Annotated in this window: 33 protein-coding genes; 11 read left to right on the top strand and 22 right to left on the bottom strand. The window is 62.2% G+C overall.

Going from position 1 to position 18,231, the window contains the following annotated elements; translation table 11 throughout:
* Positions 1 to 54: 54 nt before the first annotated feature.
* From AB4Y36_RS38295 to AB4Y36_RS38245, 11 genes are all read right to left on the bottom strand, one after another.
* The gene (locus tag AB4Y36_RS38295) at positions 55 to 246 is read right to left on the bottom strand and encodes a hypothetical protein (RefSeq protein WP_368685716.1); all 192 of its coding nucleotides are present in this window, start codon (positions 244 to 246) and stop codon (positions 55 to 57) included.
* A complete protein-coding gene (locus AB4Y36_RS38290) occupies positions 243 to 479 on the bottom strand; it encodes a hypothetical protein (protein ID WP_368685715.1) in 237 nt (78 codons plus the stop codon). The genes AB4Y36_RS38295 and AB4Y36_RS38290 overlap by 4 nt, the downstream gene beginning before the upstream one ends.
* Complete coding sequence (locus AB4Y36_RS38285) at positions 476 to 874, bottom strand: hypothetical protein (protein WP_368685714.1); 399 nt, start codon at positions 872 to 874, stop codon at positions 476 to 478. Before AB4Y36_RS38285 ends, AB4Y36_RS38290 begins: the two co-directional genes overlap by 4 nt.
* 18 nt (positions 875 to 892) lie before the next feature.
* Complete coding sequence (locus AB4Y36_RS38280) at positions 893 to 1,177, bottom strand: hypothetical protein (RefSeq protein WP_368685713.1); 285 nt, start codon at positions 1,175 to 1,177, stop codon at positions 893 to 895.
* A gap of 19 nt (positions 1,178 to 1,196) precedes the next feature.
* Positions 1,197 to 1,550 carry a hypothetical protein gene (locus AB4Y36_RS38275; RefSeq protein ID WP_368685712.1) on the bottom strand — a complete coding sequence of 118 codons (354 nt, stop codon included), beginning with the start codon at positions 1,548 to 1,550 and terminating at the stop codon, positions 1,197 to 1,199.
* A 22-nt stretch (positions 1,551 to 1,572) separates the two neighbouring features.
* Positions 1,573 to 2,751 (bottom strand): tyrosine-type recombinase/integrase, encoded by a 1,179-nt coding sequence (locus AB4Y36_RS38270; RefSeq protein WP_368685711.1) that lies wholly within the window; start codon positions 2,749 to 2,751, stop codon positions 1,573 to 1,575.
* Between the two features lie 369 nt (positions 2,752 to 3,120).
* Positions 3,121 to 3,318: a hypothetical protein gene (locus tag AB4Y36_RS38265; protein ID WP_368685710.1), complete on the bottom strand. Its 198-nt coding sequence runs from the start codon at positions 3,316 to 3,318 to the stop codon at positions 3,121 to 3,123.
* A gap of 13 nt (positions 3,319 to 3,331) precedes the next feature.
* A complete protein-coding gene (locus AB4Y36_RS38260; RefSeq protein ID WP_368685709.1) occupies positions 3,332 to 4,000 on the bottom strand; it encodes a hypothetical protein in 669 nt (222 codons plus the stop codon).
* A 46-nt stretch (positions 4,001 to 4,046) separates the two neighbouring features.
* Positions 4,047 to 4,685 (bottom strand): hypothetical protein, encoded by a 639-nt coding sequence (locus tag AB4Y36_RS38255; protein WP_368685708.1) that lies wholly within the window; start codon positions 4,683 to 4,685, stop codon positions 4,047 to 4,049.
* On the bottom strand, positions 4,682 to 5,824 hold the full coding sequence (gene bet / locus AB4Y36_RS38250; RefSeq protein WP_368685707.1) for a phage recombination protein Bet: 1,143 nt from the start codon (positions 5,822 to 5,824) through the stop codon (positions 4,682 to 4,684). Before bet ends, AB4Y36_RS38255 begins: the two co-directional genes overlap by 4 nt.
* Positions 5,825 to 5,966: 142 nt before the next feature.
* Entirely contained in the window at positions 5,967 to 6,191 is a 225-nt protein-coding gene (locus tag AB4Y36_RS38245) for a hypothetical protein (protein ID WP_368685706.1), read from the bottom strand.
* A gap of 780 nt (positions 6,192 to 6,971) precedes the next feature.
* On the opposite strand from AB4Y36_RS38245, the gene AB4Y36_RS38240 reads away from it, so the two are divergent.
* Entirely contained in the window at positions 6,972 to 7,937 is a 966-nt protein-coding gene (locus AB4Y36_RS38240) for a hypothetical protein (RefSeq protein WP_368685705.1), read from the top strand.
* Here the strand turns inward: AB4Y36_RS38240 and AB4Y36_RS38235 are convergent.
* The 11 genes from AB4Y36_RS38235 to AB4Y36_RS38185 all read right to left on the bottom strand — a co-directional run bounded on the left by AB4Y36_RS38235 (position 7,902) and on the right by AB4Y36_RS38185 (position 11,648).
* On the bottom strand, positions 7,902 to 8,147 hold the full coding sequence (locus AB4Y36_RS38235; RefSeq protein ID WP_368685704.1) for a hypothetical protein: 246 nt from the start codon (positions 8,145 to 8,147) through the stop codon (positions 7,902 to 7,904). The genes AB4Y36_RS38240 and AB4Y36_RS38235 overlap by 36 nt on opposite strands.
* Positions 8,148 to 8,151: 4 nt before the next feature.
* Complete coding sequence (locus tag AB4Y36_RS38230; RefSeq protein WP_368685703.1) at positions 8,152 to 8,409, bottom strand: hypothetical protein; 258 nt, start codon at positions 8,407 to 8,409, stop codon at positions 8,152 to 8,154.
* A gap of 15 nt (positions 8,410 to 8,424) precedes the next feature.
* Positions 8,425 to 8,796, bottom strand: coding sequence for a hypothetical protein (locus AB4Y36_RS38225; RefSeq protein ID WP_368685702.1), 372 nt, complete (start codon positions 8,794 to 8,796; stop codon positions 8,425 to 8,427).
* Between the two features lie 12 nt (positions 8,797 to 8,808).
* A complete protein-coding gene (locus tag AB4Y36_RS38220; protein WP_368685701.1) occupies positions 8,809 to 9,237 on the bottom strand; it encodes an antirestriction protein in 429 nt (142 codons plus the stop codon).
* Positions 9,238 to 9,299: 62 nt separating this feature from the next.
* Complete coding sequence (locus AB4Y36_RS38215; RefSeq protein WP_368685700.1) at positions 9,300 to 9,512, bottom strand: hypothetical protein; 213 nt, start codon at positions 9,510 to 9,512, stop codon at positions 9,300 to 9,302.
* On the bottom strand, positions 9,509 to 9,802 hold the full coding sequence (locus AB4Y36_RS38210; protein WP_368685699.1) for a hypothetical protein: 294 nt from the start codon (positions 9,800 to 9,802) through the stop codon (positions 9,509 to 9,511). The genes AB4Y36_RS38215 and AB4Y36_RS38210 overlap by 4 nt, the downstream gene beginning before the upstream one ends.
* The gene (locus AB4Y36_RS38205; protein ID WP_368685698.1) at positions 9,799 to 10,131 is read right to left on the bottom strand and encodes a hypothetical protein; all 333 of its coding nucleotides are present in this window, start codon (positions 10,129 to 10,131) and stop codon (positions 9,799 to 9,801) included. The genes AB4Y36_RS38210 and AB4Y36_RS38205 overlap by 4 nt, the downstream gene beginning before the upstream one ends.
* A complete protein-coding gene (locus tag AB4Y36_RS38200) occupies positions 10,128 to 10,382 on the bottom strand; it encodes a hypothetical protein (protein ID WP_368685697.1) in 255 nt (84 codons plus the stop codon). Before AB4Y36_RS38200 ends, AB4Y36_RS38205 begins: the two co-directional genes overlap by 4 nt.
* Positions 10,383 to 10,441: 59 nt before the next feature.
* Positions 10,442 to 10,705: a hypothetical protein gene (locus AB4Y36_RS38195; RefSeq protein ID WP_368685696.1), complete on the bottom strand. Its 264-nt coding sequence runs from the start codon at positions 10,703 to 10,705 to the stop codon at positions 10,442 to 10,444.
* 104 nt (positions 10,706 to 10,809) lie between these two features.
* On the bottom strand, positions 10,810 to 11,088 hold the full coding sequence (locus tag AB4Y36_RS38190) for a hypothetical protein (RefSeq protein WP_368685695.1): 279 nt from the start codon (positions 11,086 to 11,088) through the stop codon (positions 10,810 to 10,812).
* On the bottom strand, positions 11,085 to 11,648 hold the full coding sequence (locus AB4Y36_RS38185; RefSeq protein WP_368685694.1) for an LPD29 domain-containing protein: 564 nt from the start codon (positions 11,646 to 11,648) through the stop codon (positions 11,085 to 11,087). Before AB4Y36_RS38185 ends, AB4Y36_RS38190 begins: the two co-directional genes overlap by 4 nt.
* A 227-nt stretch (positions 11,649 to 11,875) precedes the next feature.
* On the opposite strand from AB4Y36_RS38185, the gene AB4Y36_RS38180 reads away from it, so the two are divergent.
* The 10 genes from AB4Y36_RS38180 (at position 11,876) to AB4Y36_RS38135 (ending at position 18,225) form a co-directional block, all read left to right on the top strand.
* A complete protein-coding gene (locus AB4Y36_RS38180; RefSeq protein ID WP_368685693.1) occupies positions 11,876 to 12,118 on the top strand; it encodes a hypothetical protein in 243 nt (80 codons plus the stop codon).
* A 6-nt stretch (positions 12,119 to 12,124) separates the two neighbouring features.
* Positions 12,125 to 12,595 carry a DUF1367 family protein gene (locus AB4Y36_RS38175; RefSeq protein ID WP_368685692.1) on the top strand — a complete coding sequence of 157 codons (471 nt, stop codon included), beginning with the start codon at positions 12,125 to 12,127 and terminating at the stop codon, positions 12,593 to 12,595.
* Positions 12,588 to 13,088 carry a hypothetical protein gene (locus AB4Y36_RS38170; protein ID WP_368685691.1) on the top strand — a complete coding sequence of 167 codons (501 nt, stop codon included), beginning with the start codon at positions 12,588 to 12,590 and terminating at the stop codon, positions 13,086 to 13,088. The genes AB4Y36_RS38175 and AB4Y36_RS38170 overlap by 8 nt, the downstream gene beginning before the upstream one ends.
* A 182-nt stretch (positions 13,089 to 13,270) precedes the next feature.
* On the top strand, positions 13,271 to 14,005 hold the full coding sequence (locus tag AB4Y36_RS38165) for a ParB/Srx family N-terminal domain-containing protein (protein WP_368685690.1): 735 nt from the start codon (positions 13,271 to 13,273) through the stop codon (positions 14,003 to 14,005).
* Positions 14,005 to 14,910, top strand: coding sequence for a hypothetical protein (locus tag AB4Y36_RS38160; protein ID WP_368685736.1), 906 nt, complete (start codon positions 14,005 to 14,007; stop codon positions 14,908 to 14,910). The genes AB4Y36_RS38165 and AB4Y36_RS38160 overlap by 1 nt, the downstream gene beginning before the upstream one ends.
* On the top strand, positions 14,888 to 15,316 hold the full coding sequence (locus AB4Y36_RS38155; RefSeq protein ID WP_368685689.1) for a hypothetical protein: 429 nt from the start codon (positions 14,888 to 14,890) through the stop codon (positions 15,314 to 15,316). Before AB4Y36_RS38160 ends, AB4Y36_RS38155 begins: the two co-directional genes overlap by 23 nt.
* 36 nt (positions 15,317 to 15,352) lie before the next feature.
* Positions 15,353 to 16,933, top strand: coding sequence for a phage terminase large subunit (terL, locus tag AB4Y36_RS38150; RefSeq protein ID WP_368685688.1), 1,581 nt, complete (start codon positions 15,353 to 15,355; stop codon positions 16,931 to 16,933).
* 11 nt (positions 16,934 to 16,944) lie between these two features.
* A complete protein-coding gene (locus AB4Y36_RS38145) occupies positions 16,945 to 17,199 on the top strand; it encodes a hypothetical protein (protein ID WP_368685687.1) in 255 nt (84 codons plus the stop codon).
* Between the two features lie 210 nt (positions 17,200 to 17,409).
* A complete protein-coding gene (locus tag AB4Y36_RS38140) occupies positions 17,410 to 17,565 on the top strand; it encodes a hypothetical protein (protein ID WP_368685686.1) in 156 nt (51 codons plus the stop codon).
* A 3-nt stretch (positions 17,566 to 17,568) separates the two neighbouring features.
* Positions 17,569 to 18,225 (top strand): glycoside hydrolase family 19 protein, encoded by a 657-nt coding sequence (locus AB4Y36_RS38135; RefSeq protein WP_368685685.1) that lies wholly within the window; start codon positions 17,569 to 17,571, stop codon positions 18,223 to 18,225.
* Positions 18,226 to 18,231: the final 6 nt, after the last annotated feature.

The raw sequence follows: 18,231 nt of genomic DNA, 5'->3' as shown, positions 1-18,231 counted from the left end.
ACGCTTCCAACTTATGGCTCGCTCAGTGCGCTTGGTACGCTCTATGGCAACGGCTCAATCGTCCAGCGCGTCGCGCATCAGCGGCATTGTCTGCGTGACGCGCGCCCACATCGCGCGTAGCGCGGCCTCAGTCGGGTAGCGGCGGCGCAGCTCGATCGCGAATAGCGGTTCTGCAATGCCGGCCGCCTGCGCGAGGTCAGACACGCACACGATGCGCGCGCAACGTTCCCATAGATCCTCGGTCATAACCAGCTCTCCACGATTTGCGGTTCATCGCCATGCTCGCGCGGAAACCTCACGAGCCCCGCAGGCAACTGGCGGCGTACTTCCTCAAGCGTCAGGCCGAGATACATTTTCATCGTCGCATAGCACACGCCGTCATTCACGACATGGGCGCGCGCGACAAAAAAGCCCGGATATTCTCGCGGTGAGTCGTAGACCGTCCAGACAATCAGTGGCGAGCTGGTCAAGCCGTTCATAGCGGACTGCACCACGCGCAGCTTGACGCCTGCGGGTCGTAGAGCGCCGCGACGGTCGCGAGATTACGCACTCGAGAATTGGCCTCGGCGCATTTTTCGTCGACCATCCCCCGCAGCAGCGAAGGCGGGATATTGAAGGCGGCGCCGATGGCCTCGCACATCATGTTCGTAATGTCCGCAGCGTTCAGCTCGATATGAAAATGCAGATCGACCGGCTGCGGATCGGGTGCGCGGATCGGCTCGGGCGCACCGAGTAGCAGCTTTTCCGGCACCGCGCGCAGCGGCTCGAACGGGAACGGCGAAGCATCGCGCTCGCAATCCCTGAATTCCTTTACCTCATCGGCAATGGAAACATCGGGAATCCGAATCATGCTTGTGGGGTAGAGCAGTGCCATGAATGCACCTCCATATCTCTAGAACCAGTCACCTCCAACACGCCGCAGGCCGATATTCGTCACGCGGATATTGTCGCGGTCGCCATCGAGATAACAGTAGCGGGCTTCGTCCTGCCCGTACCACTCGCCGTAGAGCGCCCAGATTTTCCACTTGTGCACGAGCACGTAGCCATGCCAGTGCACGCCGGGCCAGTCGGCCAGCTCTTTATGCGTGAGCCGTATGTACCAGTAATCCTGATACTGGCGCAGCTCACGGCCGCCACTGATGTAACGGATAGGTGTCTCGGGGTTCGGCGCTGGCATCTCTCTGTCTCCGGGTGTCTTACGGCTGGTAATACTCCTGGGCGGGGTCGCCGTTGCGGCGGCGGCGTCCGCTAGGAGGGTGTCGAAACCATCCCTCGGGCTCGTGCTGGCCGTCCCACGCGTCGAGCGCCTTCGCGGCGGCGTCGCAGGCATGGAGATAGTAGTAACAGTCGTTATGCCCCCACGGATTGATATCGATGGCCAGCACGTCAATTGATGCCATCGGCATAATCGCGCAGATTCGGCCATCCGGCAGGCGCTTGATCGGGCGGGCGTAGCCGAGCGAGAGCAGCCGCTCATCGCTCGGGATGCCCGTATAGGAAGGTTCTAGAAGGTCAAACAGGTCGAGCAGTGCACGCAGTTTTTCGTTCATCGTTTCCCGAAAAAGCTCACCGTCAGAAAGGCATGTGGGGTGGATCGACCAATTTTAGAGGTGCACCCTCGACTTCTGCAAGGTAATGTTTTTTCGTGGTTTTGTCGCTGGCGTGATTGCCTAGTGCCTGGGCGTTCAGATTCTGGATATCGGCGTCGGTTAGTGAACGTCTTTTGAGGTCGTGAAAGTGAATGCCTTCAAAAATTCCCTCTCGTGGCGCTTTCTTGCGTGCGATGCAATCCTTTAGATATGCCCTTTCAGCGCGTACAAGCGCACGTTTGAAGGCACTGCGTGCGCCCTCGTAGGAATAGCGCTCGCCGTCATCCTTGCGGATGACATATTTACTTGGATGAGTTGGAATCGCCTTCGCTTTAAGCAGCACGTCGCGTAGCTGCTCGGTCAGTCGCACCGGCACCTTGCGCCCTGTTGTCTTGCGTGTCTTGGACGGATAGAAAACGAGTCCAACCGAGCCCATCTCTCCAACATCCTCAAACTCGGGCAACAGCACGCTTTGATCACTCACGGCACTCCATTCAAGAGTGAGCAGGTCGCCTATGCGCTGTCCTGTGATAGCTGCCAGCTGTACCAGGCATGCCGTCATGGGCGATGCCTCCTGCAGAATCCACTTTAGTTCCTCGTCATTGATATAGCGCGTGCGTGGCGGCTCTTTCGCTTCCTCCAGCTCTCTTGTGGGATTGGTTTCGCGCATGCCCCGGCGCACAGCCCACTTGAATACATTAGAGAGTAGCGATTTATAGGCATTGGAGCTATACGGCTGCTCGCCAAAGTTGTCATCCAGAAAGCGCGCTATGTCAGAGTGCTTGATTTCGTTGACTCTAAGACGGCCTATGCGCGCGTTGATAAAGCGCATCATCGTCCGGTACTTCTTGACTGTCGCAGGCTCGTAGCGCGGCACCGTGCCCGGTGGCGGATTGAGCGGGGCAAACTTTTCCATCCATTGCGATAGCAGCAGCTCCAGCGACTCGCGTCCTGTGACCTCATCCACCAGCTTCCGGTAGCGCTCAAGCGCCGCCTGCAATGACTCCTGCGGGCTGCGGTCGGGCTCGTTCACATGGCCGAGAGGGACCGCCTCATGCCGGTTGTTGTCGAGCGGTTTGAGGAAGTAATACTTGTTTTTGTTGATGACCATGCGATACGGCAGATGGCCATCTTTCTTGCGCCTGCGTGGTTTCTTGTCCATAACGTGCGTTTCCTGGTCTGGCCTTGCTTTGTTCGTGTGCCCCTCACTTATTAGAATATGCTCTATGCATCGTCCGCTGGGTTGTTTGCAATTATATGAAGTATCGGTTGCGCAACGGTTCTACTGCTACACTTTCGGACAATCATTAAAAGCCTAGGCGACGCAGCCGGATTATAGAAGAATGCGACCCTGCGAGGGTCGATTCCAAATAAGTCAGGTTTATATCATTCGATATGATAGGAAGTGCCTCCATATCATATGAAACTGCCCTTTCCGTGGGCATGCCAGGCATAAGCATGCCGCCTGTAGTCGGACTTTTATCCTCCGGTACACCTATCCCCACGCGGCAGGAGCATTTGCCGCGCCCGCTCATGTACGGATATCCAGATAGGCCAGGGCGTCGCAATCGGGGCACCGCCCGACCGGCGACGGATCGCCGGGAGTGAGCATGCAATCCTCGATATCGCAGGTCTGTGCGGCCGTGCCATGCCAGGCGCAGTCGCCGCAGTGGCACGGCGCGTCATCCTTGACGTAATCGATTTCTGCGGTATAGGCGTGTGTTGTCATTTCAACACCCCCCTTACTTGCGGATTGCCACGCTGCCGCGATCGAAGGCGCGCACGCCGGGGATAGCCAGCGCGGTTTTCTGCGCCTTCGCGAGCGCCGTGAGCGCCTGCTGGTTCGCCTGCAGCAGGTTCAGATACTCCGGGTGCTCGGCCACATAGGCGACCAGCGCCGCGAGGTCGGTGCACTCGGCCGTCCAGTTGGTGCGCGTGGAGACGCCCGCGACCGCCGCGACCTTGAGCGGCACGACCGGCGCGCTCATCACGGCTGCGCCCTGCGTGAGTGCATGCGCTTCCTCATGCTTGCCCTGCTGCGCGGCCTCGCGGGCTCGCGCTTCCAGGGCCTCGCGCGTCGCGCGTGCGGCGCGCTCGCGTGCGGCATTTTCTTCGGCAATGCGCTGCTGTTCCTTGCGGGTCCAGTCGAGCATGCGCGAGCGCAGCGTGCGGCTCGCCTCATCCAGCCGGTCCATGACGGGCTTGAATAACGCATTGACGTTACGCAGCGCGATATTCATGGGCCCCGTGATGGCCACGCGCCGCGCTTCCAGCGCCTCGTACTGCTGCTTGTATTCGCGTAGCTGGTGCGCCGCGAATTCGTGCATGTCCTGTGAATCGATCACATAATCATTCGCAACGGCGGCTTCGGCCAGCGCACGCGTGAACTGCCGGTCATCGCCGCGCGGCATGGCGACTGCTATCGTTGTAGATTCAACCTTTTCGTCGGTCGTTTTTTCACTGCTCGGGGTAGTGGTCTGCATGGTGTTGCCTGAAAGTGTGAATAGTCAAGAGCGCGAGAAAGACGCGCAAATCGTTGGGGTCATCGAGCGGCACCATCCGGTAGGTGCCATCGGGGCAAAGCTGGAGACACCAGCGCCGCGCCTGACGCGCGAGCTGGCAAAGCGCCGGGTCGATATCCGGCGTGGTGCTCGCCGCCTCCTGATAGGCGGCAGTCTGCGGGCCAACGGTCGGCATGATCGCCGCGGTGCACTTGAAGTCCACGAGCGCCGCGCTATCTCCCAGCCAGCCGAGCGAATCAAGCGTGCCCGCATAGCGCAACGCCGGATGCCATACGCGGATTTCGCTCGCGGCGGCGGTGTAATGCGCCTCGGCACAGAAGCGACGCCACGCGGCGAAATACGGCTCGATGAGCGGGTGCAGCGACGCCGTATCGAGCACGCCCCGGATATCAAGCTCGATCGCGCGGTGCGCGGCAGCGCCGATCTCGGCCTTGCGCGCGAGCACGTCACGCGGAATCGACCGGTCGGCATAGGGCGAGACGGGGTGCAGGACGCGCGAGACTGCCGGGAGGGGATGGCCGCCGACGCTATAGCGGTGCGCGGCGGCATCAAACGCGAGTTCGCGTGCGCTCATATGGCCGTGGCCCAGGCCTGCACGTCTGCGAAGTTCGCTTTCGTGACGCCCGAGAGCCCGAAGCCGAAATGCGCCTTCATATCGACCTCGTTACGCCCTGCCGTGCTCATCTTGCGTTGCAAAATGGCCAGCATGTTAGGCGGCACTGGCACGCTCGGCGGCGTAGCGGATGCGCCAGCATCAGCGGAGCCGTCCTCGTCAAACATGCCAGGCTGACCGTTAGATGCGTTTTGCACAGGGGCGCTTTCCGGTGCGGATGTGCTAGCCGTCGCGGCCTGTTCGGCCTTGACGGCTTTGGCCGTGCGGCGCTTGCGCTCCACCGGCTCGGCGTCGGCCGGCGCGGCCTTCTCGCGCGGCACCAGCTCGCGGATCGTTTCGACGTTGCCTGCACCACCGAAAAACTCTGCTGCGGTCTGCGTGGGATTGTTTTCCAGCGCGCGCGGCATGAGCGAGCCATCGCCCTGGTCGCCCTCGGCGCCGACCTCGACGGCCTGGCCCATTTCGATGATGCGCTCGGCCTCGTCCTGGTCTTTCAGGGAAGCAAAGCCGAAGGCGAGGCGCGCGCACTGGATGAGCCCCTTGTGGCGCAGCATGCGGCGCGGGTGCGTCTGCCAGGGCGTATTGACCACCCACGGTTTGCCGCCCTGATATTTGCTTTCCTTTACGAAGGGCTCGCGGTAGCACTCGATCGCGTACTCGCGCACGACCATCGGGTGGTTGCGGTCCTTGCGCCAGATGGTCGCCTCGATCCACGCATGCATCTGGTCTTTCGCGTAGGGCAGCGTAATCAGCTCGTCGGAGTAGGCGAACTGCACGCCGTCATACTGCGGCTGCTCATTGATGATGCGCGCCCAGCCATCGACCGAGACGACCGGCACGATGCCGCCGCCCTGCTTGTCGGGGTAGGCGTAAATCTCTTTGGTGAAAGGATTGAGCCCGTACTGCTCACAGATGATGAGCAGCGCCTGTAGCTCGGCGTCGCTCACGAGGACGGGTTTCGCGGGTGTCTCGTCGTCGCCGCCTTTCGCCTGTCGCTGGCGGAAAGCGGTGGCCTTCAGGATGTCAAAAACTTCGTCGTTGGCGATGCCGTAGCGCTCCGCGAAGCGCTCCCGAAGGGTGGATTTGCTGCTGGCTGTCATAACCGGGTTTCTCCCAAATCGCGCCACCCGCAAGGGGCGCGGGCAGCTTACCTGTCCCTATCATCTGATATCGTATGATATGATAGGACCACATAGAATATCATACGAACCTCGACTATTAGCAAATGGTCGGGGCGCTGCGCTATGAAGGCCGTTCCGGCACGTCGCGCAGACTCGCGGACAACTCAACGAAGCGGCGCGCGACATACGCGCGGTGTAGCGGGTGGCCGGCCAGCGCGCGGGCCGCTTCCAGCAGTTCAGGGTCGCTTGCGAATGAGGCGCGCGGTGCGCGCACGTCAAACCGTTTGATGGAAAAGAACGCGAGCAGGCGGCCGTCGCGTCCGGTTATACAACCATCGATATCCATGACAGTTGCCTCGGCAGGAGGGGGAAGAAACTGCGCGCGCGCGGGGCGATCGCGGGGCGTAGTGACTTGATGGCTTGCGGGCTCATGGGCACCGTCACGATGCCATCCACCGAGAATAGGCCGCGAGCGGAAAAACACAAATGCCGCGAGCGCACCCTTTCTATTGGCAACTCTGATTCATCGGACTATGATCGACGTCCAGACGCGCGTGAAAAGCAGCAGGGTGCGGATTTCATGCAGGATGCATCACGCCTACCGCCGAAAGTAGCGGTAGGTTTGCAGTCATATAGTAAAATTTACGGGGTCGGTTTACTCGACGCCTGCGGGCGGATCGTTGATAATCGTCCGAATTTGCCTGGCGACGCGGGTTGCAGAGAACCGCGAGCCACAAATGAAGAAGCCCCGAACGTTGACGCGTTCGAGGCTTCGGGTAGTGCAGGCTGGTCGGCCTAAAGAGTACTAGAGCTTCAAAAAATCATCGGCGAGAGCCGAGGGCTTTTTGCACCCCTTTGCTTTTGGCCGGGCCAAAAGTTACCCGCGATCGTGCCATAGGGGCGCGGTGCGGTCAAGCGTCAGTTAGATGAACAGGAGACACAAAAAAGCCGACTGTTAGCGCAGTCGGCTTTCTTGCAAAACAAAACAGGATTTCGCAGTCCCGTCGCTCAACCGTCTTAGACGCTGAGCTTCACCCCTCTCCCCGAAGTTAGCAGCTTCGGTTGACACCTTCCCCTTGCGGGGCGGGCGGGAGGGTTTTTACTCGCATGCCATACGAGCAACGATATGATGCCATATGATATGAGTTCGCTGCAACTGACCTCCAGCGAATGCAGCGCGCTCGCTTCCCTTGAGCATTTCGCGCACGTAGTCTTTCGTGCCATTCCCCTAATCGCGGCGAACGTCGCCATTCCGACTTCCCTGCGCGGCATCGAACGCGTACTAGGAGCGTCGATCCACATGCAGCAAAAGCACCCTGCCGAACTAGCGCGCGCGCTCGCCCTGGCTGTACGAATTTTTAGACGGCAGCGCGGGACGTGTACGAATTTTCCACTCCCCGATGACAGCCAGCCAACGCCCGAGCAGCAAGGCACAGCCGCAGATGACGTGCCCGAAAACTCCCCGCCTGTATACGCGCGCGAAGGTCTTTTAAAAGACAGAGGCAGTTTATTTTTAAAAGACCAGGCTTTGCCGGTTGAGGGAAAGATACCGAAGGGAAAAGCCAGTACGCGACTCATGCGCGATCTGTTTTACGCGCTGCGCAAACCGCTAGGCGTGTCGCTCAACTGCACGCTGGACCTCGACGGCAACGTTGCATTCAACCGCCGACTCAACCGCATCGCGGAGGTATGCGGGCGCGATATCCGGCGCTTCCGCCAGTACTGCGCCGCCGTGCTCAACCAAGCGAAAGAGCGGGGCATCCGCAAGCTGGCGGACCTCCTGCCGTTGCTGGAAGGCATGGAGCCACGCGCGCGGGCGTCGGCGTGGATTGACAGGACGCGCAAGGTGGCGAAAAAGATCGTGGAGACGGTCGCCAGCGTCGTCACGCAGGCGGTCGATACCGACGCAGGCAAGGATAGTCGGCTACGCGGCGAGACTCGCAACGACTCGCATGCGAGTTTTCAGCGCTGGGGCGGATTAGATGAGCCAGTAGCTATCGTGCGCAGCCAGCCACCTGCAGACTGGAAAACTCAGGCGCTGGCGCGCGTGAAATGCTCAGGGCAGCAGCTCGGCGCTATCGAACTGCCATGAGGCGAGCGAGGGCCGGTCTGGAAAGCTCGAGCGCGAAAGCCGGCGCACCGCCTCCCGGAAAAGCGAGTCCTCGTCGGCGCCACGCGGGGCGTACAGGTCAACGTAGCCGTCATACGTGGCCCACATGCCGGGAGTGCTCCGCAGCCACACGCGCCAGCATGCCGGTTCCTCACGCGGCGCGTCGAAGTCGTAGCTCAGGTCATCGCTCATGGCATTAATGCCCTATACGCTGCGCGAGCGTTTCAATGCGACCGGTCTGGTCTAGCGCATTCTGCTCCAGACGCGATACCCGACGCCCCATATAGTCCAGGTCTTCGCGCATGGCCGCCTGCTCGCGTGCGAGCACTTCGACGGCATCAGCCAGGCGCGTCAGGTCCGAGCGTATGACGGTCATATCCTCGCGCATGGCTTTCTGCTCAGTATTCATGCCTTGCACCAGGTTCAGGATCAGATCGAGTTTTTCGTTTTCCATTCGTCATCCCGGCGATTAATCAATAGACATGAGCATAGCAGCCGCGCGCGGCTCGGCCCACACGATGTGGTCGCGCACGTACTCCAGTGCAGAGCGCGGGTCGCACTCGCTGCCGTCAGGCTCGGAGCCGACCCACAGGGCGCGGCCCGCCAGCACGTCAAGAGGCCACAGGCGGCAGAGAAAATACGCCTGCTCGCGCTCGTCGTGCATTTTCCCCTCGTCGTCAATGTAGATCACGTCATCGCTGGCATTGACCGGGCGCACGGCGTCGATGGTCTCGCAGTCGAGCAGCGCGTAAATTTCCTGCAGGACGGCAACGGCGCTTTGCGCGCTGCGCTCCACGCGCGTCACGGTGCGGGCGAAGGGGTCAATCAGGTAGGCAAACATGGCGGCTCCCCCTTAGTCCAGCACGGCGCGGATGGCGCGCCAGTCATCATGCTCGCGCGCGAACTGGTACAGGCGCGTATGCATGTCGCTCAATGCCGCAAGCGTGGCTTCGGAAGTATGCAGCGCGCAGCGCTCCATCTGCCGACCCAGGGAAAAGAGCGTAAAGACGATGCCCGCGGCCTCGCGCGTCATGCGCTGCCGGTCCTGATTCTCCGAGGTTAGCTCCCACACTTCGGGGCCGGTCGGCACGGCAAAGCCGCCGCCGTTGGACAGCTCGTAGAAGTCCCAATGCCCGCCCTGGTACTGCTCGGGTGCGAGCATGCGTGCATAGGAGAACAGGCCCGACTCGCCCGCGTTGTACATCGGCCCGAACAGGTGAGGGAGGAACCCCATGCGCCGGTCATCGCTGACGGGGCGTGCGGTCACGAGATTGGATTGCATATCATATGACTCCGTATGATGCCGTATCATATCGTATGATACGACGCGTTGAAAAAGCAGACTCAAACCACGATGGTGCTGCGCGCGACCCACGAGCCGTCAGGCTTTAGCTCGATGTGATGCTCGCTCGGCATGCCGTCGATTTCGACATACAGCACGCACGTTCCCTTTGCGGGAACCCGTACCAGGCTATACGCCTCGCCCTTCGCATCGAGTGCATCGAGCAGGGCAAACAGCGATTGCGGCGCCAGCGTGACGCCGAGGGGAGTTGTCATCGTTTGGCCTCCTGGCGCGCATCCAGCAACGCCTGTTCGTGATGCAGGAATTCCTGGCCCTCGGGAGTCGAGAGCAGCAGTTCCAGTTCGCGCTCACGCAGCGCGAGGGAGCGGCGCTGGCGCTCGCGCGACTCGGCCCAGAACTCGTCGCGATCGCGCGCGAGCATGTTGCCGCTTTCGCGGTAGAAGGCGCGGGCGACCCCGATGGCGTTACGCAGCGAGGCGACCTGAATGGCGAAGCGCTCAAGGGCTGCGCCCGAAAGCAGGCGGGTGACTTTCGTGCGCGTCATCGATGCACCTCGACGCCCGCGCCGGCCAGTTCCTCCAGGGCGGCCGCATCCCACATATCCGGCGCGCTGCGCTCGGCGTCGTAGGCATAGTTCGTTGCGGCGGCGTCCTCGTCGTCGTACCAGCACACGACCTCGTAGTAGGTGCCGAACTCGTGCGATTCGCCCTTGATGCCCAGGCGCGCACCCTCGGGCTCGTCGCCCAGCTCGCGCCGAATCAGGTTGATAAAGGCGCGGCACTGTAGCCGCGCGTGTGAGGAATAATCGGCGGTGCCGACCTGCGCGCAGTGCTCGCTGGCGGGTGATGCGCCGATATAAACAACGTCTTTCATACTTGACCTCCTGCCGCCTGCTCGATCGCGGCACTGATAAGACCCAGGTCGTGCGAGCCGATGTGCTCGACCGCCTGTTCACACGAGCGCACGGCTTTTTCATGCGCCTCCAGCTGCGCGCGCATGCCGAGGTTCATCCCGGCATGCCACGCGTTCTCCTGGCACTCCACGATCGCGTACAGATCCTTGAGCGGCAGGCGTTCCACGTAGGCGAGCAGCACCTTCGCAAGCTGCCCACGGTCGTATGACATGATATGCACTCCTATGATATGAAATGATATGATATGAAGCGAAAGCGGAGAAAAGGCGGTTAGCGCCAGCCCTTGGCCATTGCCTGGTCGGCCCACTCGGCTATCTCGATTGCCAGTTCACTGCGCGCGTAGGCATCCAGCTCCCAGCGGATCGGGTAACCGCCCGTCTCGGGGTCCAGCGGATGCACATCAAACACGCGGCCATCAATGCGTGCATACAGGTTGCCGGTCATCGGGTTGCGATAGGTCTGCTCGGGATTCTTGAGCGCACCGCAGGCATAGCCCAGGCATGCGACAACGTTCGGATGGTCAACCAGTTTCATGCTCATTTACCTCCTGCGCGGCGGGCCCACCCCGCCTTCACTATTAGATTAACGATTAACGATTCGTTAATCAATAGAAACAAAGCGGGCCAGCGTTCGCAGGCTTACTCTGTGCGCGTGATGCGGAAAAACTTGAATGCGGAGCCATCGAAAGTCAGGGGCATGCCCGCGCAGGTCTGCACGGTGTAGCGCCCGCCGTGGCTGCTCGTGTAGCGGTTGATCGCCACGGAAAGCTGCTGCGCCCGGTTGGGGGCATCGAGCACCAGCATGCTCGCGCCGGGTTCGAGCTGTGCAATCTGCCAGGGCACGGAGCCCGCCACCAGCGTGCCCGTCTCTCGCCCGCGCCGCTCGACCACCACCGGTTTCTCAGGCTGTTTTTTCATTGCTTGGTTTTCCCCTCATCATGCTCGTCGTCGTCAACGGCCAGCGCGCCCACGTCGCTATAGCCGTCATTTCCACAGTAGATAATCCGCGCCGCTGTCGGGCTCGGCATGATCCGCAGCCGGTCTGAATGCCGGTGCAGTGCCTTGCTCACGCGCCGCGCGCTCTCGTTGTCGGCCCAGGTTATACCCCAGCCGTAGTCATCGTCGCCGCAGACCACGCAGCCCGGTGCCAGGCGCTCCACGAAACGCTCGACCATCGCGCGGGAGAATGAACGGCGAGTCTGAATATAATCCGCGCCGAACCTCACCATCTGCCCGTCGATCATCGCATAACGCGAGCCCTGATAGTCGATCATCCCATCAAAGTAAGAACCGCGAAAGCGATCCGTAATGGCTTCGACCAGCGCTTCCGAGGGGCCGTCGCGCCAGGCCACGCCGATCGACGCGCCGCCTGCGTACTTGTGCGAGCGCACACCGAACTTGACACCCGGAAACGCCTCTTTAAGCGCCTTGCGCAGCAGTTTTGCGGTTTCCGCGACACCGATATAAATAAGACCCATTTGCATTACCTCCAATCCAGGAATCTTGATTCTAACGATAAACGATCCATTAATCATTAGAAGGGGAAGTCCAGAGAGAACGATGCGGGGCGATTGACATCATACGATATGATATGATATTCGCACTTAACAGTCTGCCCAATACCGGGGGTGCGTTTTGGCTGTTGCACTACTATGCTTTGGTACGAGCGTGCGACGAAAACCCTGCGGGCAGGATCGGAGGGGTTATGACCAGGAGCAGGGCGGATTCGCCCGAGGCGTGCTGGGCGCGCTTTACCGCTGCCGTCGAAGCCGCGAGGCGTGATGACTACGACCCCGCGCATGCGCTCGTGGAGCGCGTACGCGAGCGGCACGGCAACTATGCAGCGGCCTGCGCGCGGCGCGAGCTGTGGGCGTTCATCAGGCGCGCCGAGCGCCCGCGCGAGGTAGCGAACCGCTCGCTCTCGCCCGTCGCACTGGTGGAGGATTAGCCAGCCATGTCGCGCATCGTACTCACAAAAACGCCGCAGGGCATCGAGGGCATGACGGATGCCGACGAGCGCTGTTTCGACCGCTTCAATGCGTATGTACAGGCGATGCCGGTCGGGGAGACGATCGCGTTTTCGTGGACCGAGCCGCGCTCGCACTACTGGCACGCCGTGCACTTCGGCCTGCTCAAGCGCCTCTTTCAGTCACAACGCAGATTCGAAACGCCCGAGGCGCTGCGCGCCTGGGTAACCGTAGGTGCGGGGCATTGCGACCTCGTGCCGGGACCAGACGGCGTGACTGTTGCCGCCCCGCGCTCCATCAGCTACGAATCGCTCGATGACGCGGCTTTCCAGCTACACCATCAGCGCTGTATCACGTTCCTGCGCACCCCCGCCGCCCTCGTGTTCCTGTGGCCTGCGGCCCGACCGGGCATTGCCGAGCGCGGCATCGAGCGCATCCTGGCTAGCGATGATGGATAACCCGACCGAGAACACACGCGATTCCGACGACCACCTCCTGTGCATGCGCTGGGCCGACTGGCACCACTCACGACGACTCTACGCGCCGCCGCCACCGAAGAACCTGCTCGCGAAAATGCGGGTGCCCGACGCGACCATACCGAACCCGCCTGACGCACCGAACGACCCCGAGCTAAACCAGCTCAACCGCGCGATCGCGGCGCAACCGCGCACCGAGCAGAAAATGACCTTTCTCTGCTACTACCTCTGGCGCATTCCGGTGGCGGACCTCATGACGTACTACCACCTCGGGCGCGACGGCCTGAATTCGCGTATCCGGCGCTTTCGTGAGCGCGTCATCCTCGGCCAGCACGCGCTGCTCGCGCGCCGCTACGTCGATGAAAACGTCATCTCGCTCGCGCTGCGGCGCCGCCAGTCCATTGCGCACTGCAACGCCACGCGCACCCACTGCGGGCGACCCGCCAAAAACGAAGATGCACACAAAACCGGCTGAAATTTACTAGTATTAGGCGAGGCTGACCGATTGCGCCCACGCACGCGGCCCTTCGCGCCAGTCTCGGGAAACCCCGGCTCCGTTCCTTCAGGTTCTGGCCGGGGTTTCTTTTTTACCGAAAAGTCATTTCATATCATCTCGTATGAGATGGTATGTAACACCTACCATCCCCGGAGGGTGTCATGGCAGCAAGCAAGCGGCGCGCGGCGGCGCAGGGCGCAGATGAGCCAGCCCCGCCCGCGCTGCCCGAGTGGCCGGCAGACCGCGTGGAGCGCGTGCCGATCGACTCGCTGATTTTCTACGCGCGCAACGCGCGCCAGCATTCCGACCTCCAGGTCGCACAGATCGCGGCGAGCATGCGGGAATGGGGCTGGACTATCCCCGTGCTCCGTGCCGAGGACGGCACCCTCATCGCGGGGCATGGCCGCATACTCGCCGCCCGTCAACTCGGCTTTACCGAAGTGCCCTGCATGACTGCAGTAGGGTGGAGCCCGCAGAAAATCCGCGCCTACGTGCTCGCGGATAACAAGCTGGCCGAAAACGCGACGTGGGATAACACGCTGCTCGTGGGGGAGCTGGAGGAACTGCGCGCGGCTGAATTCAATCTCGACCTCATCGGTTTCACGCCGGTCGAGATCGACAAGCTGCTCGCGCTCGATATCGACCCGCTCGCGCACTGGCAGGGCATGCCCGAGTTCGAGCAGGAGGAAATGACCTTCCGCACGCTGCACGTGCACTTTCGGGACCAGCAGGCCGTTGACGACTTCGCGGCGCTCATCGGCCAGGAGATAGGCGAAAAGACCAAATTCGTGTGGCACCCGAAGGCGGAAATCGACTCGTACGCCGACAAGCGCTACACCACCGAGGGTAGCTCACCGGATGAGCCACCCGAGGGCGGCGACGCCGAGGCGGCGTGATGCGCTTTCCGATCTACATACCATCGAAGGGCCGCGCCGACAACGCGCTCACGATGGGCTATCTGGACGAAATGGGCCTCGCCTACACCGTCATCGTGGAGGCGCAGGAGTATGACGCCTACGCGTGCCGCTACCCGGCCGACCGGCTGCTCGTGCTCGATCCGGCCTACCAGGCGCGATACGAGACGTGCGATGACCTGGGCGACACGAAAGGCCGCGGACCCGGCCCGGCGCGCAATTTCGCGTGGGATCACGCGATCGCGCGCGGCTTCGACTGGCATTGGGTCATGGATGACAACATTCGCGGCTTCTACCGCATGAACCGCAATCTGAAAGTGCCGGTGAGCGACGGCACGATATTCCGCTGCATGGAGGATTTCGCGCTGCGCTATCGCAACCTCGCGATGGTCGGGCCGAACTACGAAATGTTCGCCCCGCGTAAATACAAGGTACCGCCGTTCGTCATGAACACACGGATTTTCTCCTGCAACTTCATCCGCAACGACATACCGTTTCGCTGGCGCGGGCGCTACAACGAGGACACCGACCTGTCGCTGCGCGTTCTCAAGGCCGGCTGGTGCACGGTGCAGTTCAATGCGTTCCTGCAGGACAAGGTACCGACGCAGACCATGAAGGGCGGCAACAATGCCGAGTTCTACGAGCGCGAGGGCACCGTGCCGAAGTCACGCATGCTCGTGCGCCTGCACCCGGACGTTGCGCGCATGCTCTGGCGCTTCGGGCGCTGGCATCACTACGTCGATTACAAGCCGTTCGCCTCGAACCGGCTCGTACTGCGCGAGGGCGTAGAACTGCCCCAGGGCACCGACAACTACGGCATGGCGCTGCGCTACCTGGTCGACAAACCGAAACGGAGATATCGCAATGGGCGGGCGTCCCAGGTTTGAGCCGAGCGCGCACCAGCGCGAGCTGGTCAAGGCGCTGCTCATCTACGGCGTGCCGCTTGCGAATATCTGCACGCACGTGCTCAATTCGCAGACCGGCAAGGCGGTGAGCTACACGGTGTTCGTGCGCGCCTTCAACCGGGAAATCGCCACGGCGGTAGACCGGGGCAATGCGGCGGTGGCCGCGAATCTTTACCGCATCGCGACGAAGAAGGCCGACACGCCGCAGGTCGTGCAGAGCGCCATTTTCTGGATGCGCACGCGCGGCGGCTGGAAACTTAGCGAAGCCGCCGAGGCCGCGCCGCCGCCCGCCGCCGACGCCCCGCCCATGGTCGAGAACGAGGAAACGGCCCGCGCGATCATGGAGGATGTGCTGAACAAATACGGACGCCGCCGCCTGACTGGCTAACGTCATAGCATATGCTATGCACTCATATCGTATGATATGGAAAGCGTAGTCCTGCCGTTCCGCACGAACCGCAAGCCGCCGCCCGCGTGGATGCGCAGCACCACGCAGGACGCGTGGCGCCAGCAGGCGATAAGGAAGGCGTGCGAGGACGATCACATAGCCTTCACGAGCTATTTTTTCCAGCTTCGTGAGGGCGTGCCGTTCCGGCTTAACTGGCATCACCTGGTGATTGCCGACGCGGTGCAGAAAATCATTGACGGCACCTGGACGAATGTCGTTATCAATGTCGCACCGGGCGCATCGAAAACCGAACTGGTCGTCATCAATTTCATCGCGCGGGGCCTGGCGCTCAATGCCTATGCGCGGTTCCTGCATATCAGCTACGGCGACGAGCTGGCGTTGCTCAACAGCCAGAAGGCGCGAGAGCTGATCCAGAGCGACGAGTATCAGGCGATGTGGACGCGCGAGCTGCGTGACGATAGCCGCTCGCTCAAGCGCTGGAATGTCGAGGTTGACGGCCGCACGGCGGGTGGCGTCTATGCCGTTGCGTTCGGCGGGCAGATTACCGGCTTTCGCGCCGGCCGCATGGTCCCCGGCTTTCAGGGGGCCATCATCCTTGACGACCCGCTGAAAATCGAGGATGCCTATTCGAAGGCGGGGCGCGAGAAGGCAAACCGGCGGCTCGTGAGCACGGTCAAGAGCCGCAAGGCGAACCCGGCCACGCCCATCATTGTCATCATGCAACGCCTCGCGGTCGATGACTGCACCGGCTTTATCAGGGCGGGCGGTCTGCCGGGGCACTGGCATTACGTCGAAATCCCGGCGCTCATCGACCAGCGCTACGTCGAGCACTACGCGCACCCGTACCGGCACTGCATCGACGCGGCCCTGACCGACCGCAAGGGGCGTTTCTCCTACTGGCCTTATAAGGAACCGCTGGAAGAACTGCTGGCGCTGGAGCAGGGCGGCACGAACCGCGACGGGCAGCGAATCAGCCGCCGCGTGTTCTCGGCGCAGTACCAGCAAAAGCCCACCGAAGAAGGCGGCAACCTCATCAAGGGGCACTGGTTCGGGCGCTGGCGCGTGCTGCCCCACATCGTGCGGCGGCTCATCATTGCCGACACCGCGCAAAAGACCAGCGAGCGCAATGACTTCACGGTGTTCATGGAATGGGGCCTCGGTGTCGATGGCCGCATCTACGCCATCAACCTCATCCGCGATCGCTGGGAAGCGCCCGACCTCAAACGTAACGCCATCGACTTCTGGGACAAGTGCCGCGCGTACGACCACCGCGTGAACGTGCCGCTCGCGGCGCTCATGGTCGAGGACAAGAGTAGCGGCACCGGGCTCATTCAGGAAATCCGGCGCGGCGGGCGCATCCCGATCCTCGGCATTCCGCGCAACCGCGACAAGGTGATACGCGTCAAGGGAGCCGCGCCGAGCATCGAGGCGGGGCTGGTGATGCTGCCCGAGGAATGCGATTGGGTGAGCGACTTCGTGACCGAGTGCGAGGCATTCACCGAGGACGACACGCACGCGCACGACGACCAGGTAGACGTCCTGTGTGACGCCGTAGAACAGCTACTGGCCGAAGGCGCGCTCATGAACTGGGTTTGATCGGAGGGGCTATGTCTACACCACGCGCTGACGTCATGGCGAATTTTGAGGCGATCGTGCTGCAACTCATCACCGAGGTTGCCGCCTACACGGCGGGCAGCGCCGCCGACGAGGCGGCCGAAGCCAATATTCGCAAGGTCCGCACGCTCACGGCTGCGCTCAATGCGGCAGTGATGGCCGTGCCGAACTTCCCGCGCCTGATGGTCCCGAGCGCGACCGCAGCCGTCAGCACGCCGCTACCTGCGGGCGCGCACGAGGCGTCGTGAAACATTAGGACAGGAATTCTCGCGGGCCGTCAAACCCTTGCCGCCTAAGGCGCAGCGCGGTTTCGTCTGCGCGTGTTTCACGCCCCTGCACGACGGCTGCAGGGGTCCACGCGTTTTGTGCACACAAATCTATGTGCGTTCCTTTCGGTTCGCTTTCACGCTCTTAAGGGTGTAGCGAAAAGAACGTTTTTTGTAGTAACGGGAGGGTCCATGAAGAATCCCGCCGTCTATGCGCTGGTCGCGGCCTTGCTGGCCGCAATCGGCGTCGTGCTGCCTGACGCGCTATGGGTGCATGTCGATGAAGCGATCGCGGCACTCGTGGCCATCATCGGCCTGTTCGTCGCGGGCAAGACGCGCGCCACGTAAGTCATGTTCACCGCCGCGAGCCTGGCGCACGCCGTCCCTGGCGTGAATACGGCTCGCTGGCTCGCGCCTGTCAATGCCGCCTGCGAGCGCTTCGAAATCACGACCCCGGAGCGCGCAGCGGCCTTTGTCGGGCAGTGCGCGCACGAGTCTGCGAACTTCAAGCGGCTCGTGGAGAACATGAACTATTCGCCCTCGCGCATGGCCGATGTGTGGCCGTCGCGTTTCTCCACCGGCCAGCGCGTGGCCGGCCACCACAAGGCGAACGCCCTGGCCAAATCGCTCGGAGGCCGACCCGAGGCGATCGCCAATACGGTCTACGCGAACCGCCTGGGCAACGGCCCGCCCGAGAGCGGCGACGGCTGGCGCTTCATCGGTCGCGGCCTCATTCACCTGACGGGGCGCGACAACTACACACGCGCCGCCCGCGCGCTCGGCCTGCCCATCGTTGAACGGCCCGAGCTGGTCGAGCAGCCCGAGGCGGCGGCGCTCACTTCCGCATGGTGGTGGTACGAGAACCGCGTGAACCTCTACGCCGACCAGCGCGACTGGCTCGCCGTCTCGCGCGCCGTCAACCTCGGCAACCCGTTTTCGAACGCCACGCCGCATGGCCACGCGCATCGCGTCGCGGCCACCGAGCGCGTGCTGATGGCACTCGCCTGAATGGAG

Source organism: Paraburkholderia sp. BR10936, assembly GCF_040965735.1.
In the GTDB taxonomy this organism is placed as follows: domain Bacteria; phylum Pseudomonadota; class Gammaproteobacteria; order Burkholderiales; family Burkholderiaceae; genus Paraburkholderia; species Paraburkholderia nodosa_A.
Note: the sequence above shows the minus strand (reverse complement) of the source record. Positions and strands in the feature narration are given on the sequence as shown.

Bases quoted from the DNA above. Each gene is read 5' to 3' on its own strand.
- AB4Y36_RS38175 (WP_368685692.1), top strand. From the start codon at position 12,125: ATGTCGCGCATCGTACTCACAAAAACGCCGCAGGGCATCGAGGGCATG.
- AB4Y36_RS38220 (WP_368685701.1), bottom strand. From the start codon at position 9,237: ATGCAATCCAATCTCGTGACCGCACGCCCCGTCAGCGATGACCGGCGC.
- bet (WP_368685707.1), bottom strand. From the start codon at position 5,824: ATGACAGCCAGCAGCAAATCCACCCTTCGGGAGCGCTTCGCGGAGCGC.
- AB4Y36_RS38255 (WP_368685708.1), bottom strand. From the start codon at position 4,685: ATGAGCGCACGCGAACTCGCGTTTGATGCCGCCGCGCACCGCTATAGC.
- AB4Y36_RS38235 (WP_368685704.1), bottom strand. From the start codon at position 8,147: ATGAGCGATGACCTGAGCTACGACTTCGACGCGCCGCGTGAGGAACCG.
- AB4Y36_RS38245 (WP_368685706.1), bottom strand. From the start codon at position 6,191: ATGGATATCGATGGTTGTATAACCGGACGCGACGGCCGCCTGCTCGCG.
- AB4Y36_RS38170 (WP_368685691.1), top strand. From the start codon at position 12,588: ATGGATAACCCGACCGAGAACACACGCGATTCCGACGACCACCTCCTG.
- AB4Y36_RS38160 (WP_368685736.1), top strand. From the start codon at position 14,005: ATGCGCTTTCCGATCTACATACCATCGAAGGGCCGCGCCGACAACGCG.
- AB4Y36_RS38265 (WP_368685710.1), bottom strand. From the start codon at position 3,318: ATGACAACACACGCCTATACCGCAGAAATCGATTACGTCAAGGATGAC.
- AB4Y36_RS38135 (WP_368685685.1), top strand. From the start codon at position 17,569: ATGTTCACCGCCGCGAGCCTGGCGCACGCCGTCCCTGGCGTGAATACG.
- AB4Y36_RS38185 (WP_368685694.1), bottom strand. From the start codon at position 11,648: ATGGGTCTTATTTATATCGGTGTCGCGGAAACCGCAAAACTGCTGCGC.
- AB4Y36_RS38240 (WP_368685705.1), top strand. From the start codon at position 6,972: ATGATGCCATATGATATGAGTTCGCTGCAACTGACCTCCAGCGAATGC.
- AB4Y36_RS38275 (WP_368685712.1), bottom strand. From the start codon at position 1,550: ATGAACGAAAAACTGCGTGCACTGCTCGACCTGTTTGACCTTCTAGAA.
- AB4Y36_RS38280 (WP_368685713.1), bottom strand. From the start codon at position 1,177: ATGCCAGCGCCGAACCCCGAGACACCTATCCGTTACATCAGTGGCGGC.
- AB4Y36_RS38200 (WP_368685697.1), bottom strand. From the start codon at position 10,382: ATGTCATACGACCGTGGGCAGCTTGCGAAGGTGCTGCTCGCCTACGTG.
- AB4Y36_RS38190 (WP_368685695.1), bottom strand. From the start codon at position 11,088: ATGAAAAAACAGCCTGAGAAACCGGTGGTGGTCGAGCGGCGCGGGCGA.
- AB4Y36_RS38165 (WP_368685690.1), top strand. From the start codon at position 13,271: ATGGCAGCAAGCAAGCGGCGCGCGGCGGCGCAGGGCGCAGATGAGCCA.
- AB4Y36_RS38205 (WP_368685698.1), bottom strand. From the start codon at position 10,131: ATGAAAGACGTTGTTTATATCGGCGCATCACCCGCCAGCGAGCACTGC.
- AB4Y36_RS38145 (WP_368685687.1), top strand. From the start codon at position 16,945: ATGTCTACACCACGCGCTGACGTCATGGCGAATTTTGAGGCGATCGTG.
- AB4Y36_RS38195 (WP_368685696.1), bottom strand. From the start codon at position 10,705: ATGAAACTGGTTGACCATCCGAACGTTGTCGCATGCCTGGGCTATGCC.
- AB4Y36_RS38140 (WP_368685686.1), top strand. From the start codon at position 17,410: ATGAAGAATCCCGCCGTCTATGCGCTGGTCGCGGCCTTGCTGGCCGCA.
- terL (WP_368685688.1), top strand. From the start codon at position 15,353: ATGGAAAGCGTAGTCCTGCCGTTCCGCACGAACCGCAAGCCGCCGCCC.
- AB4Y36_RS38215 (WP_368685700.1), bottom strand. From the start codon at position 9,512: ATGACAACTCCCCTCGGCGTCACGCTGGCGCCGCAATCGCTGTTTGCC.
- AB4Y36_RS38180 (WP_368685693.1), top strand. From the start codon at position 11,876: ATGACCAGGAGCAGGGCGGATTCGCCCGAGGCGTGCTGGGCGCGCTTT.
- AB4Y36_RS38290 (WP_368685715.1), bottom strand. From the start codon at position 479: ATGAACGGCTTGACCAGCTCGCCACTGATTGTCTGGACGGTCTACGAC.
- AB4Y36_RS38295 (WP_368685716.1), bottom strand. From the start codon at position 246: ATGACCGAGGATCTATGGGAACGTTGCGCGCGCATCGTGTGCGTGTCT.
- AB4Y36_RS38210 (WP_368685699.1), bottom strand. From the start codon at position 9,802: ATGACGCGCACGAAAGTCACCCGCCTGCTTTCGGGCGCAGCCCTTGAG.
- AB4Y36_RS38285 (WP_368685714.1), bottom strand. From the start codon at position 874: ATGGCACTGCTCTACCCCACAAGCATGATTCGGATTCCCGATGTTTCC.
- AB4Y36_RS38230 (WP_368685703.1), bottom strand. From the start codon at position 8,409: ATGGAAAACGAAAAACTCGATCTGATCCTGAACCTGGTGCAAGGCATG.
- AB4Y36_RS38270 (WP_368685711.1), bottom strand. From the start codon at position 2,751: ATGGACAAGAAACCACGCAGGCGCAAGAAAGATGGCCATCTGCCGTAT.
- AB4Y36_RS38260 (WP_368685709.1), bottom strand. From the start codon at position 4,000: ATGCCGCGCGGCGATGACCGGCAGTTCACGCGTGCGCTGGCCGAAGCC.
- AB4Y36_RS38225 (WP_368685702.1), bottom strand. From the start codon at position 8,796: ATGTTTGCCTACCTGATTGACCCCTTCGCCCGCACCGTGACGCGCGTG.
- AB4Y36_RS38155 (WP_368685689.1), top strand. From the start codon at position 14,888: ATGGGCGGGCGTCCCAGGTTTGAGCCGAGCGCGCACCAGCGCGAGCTG.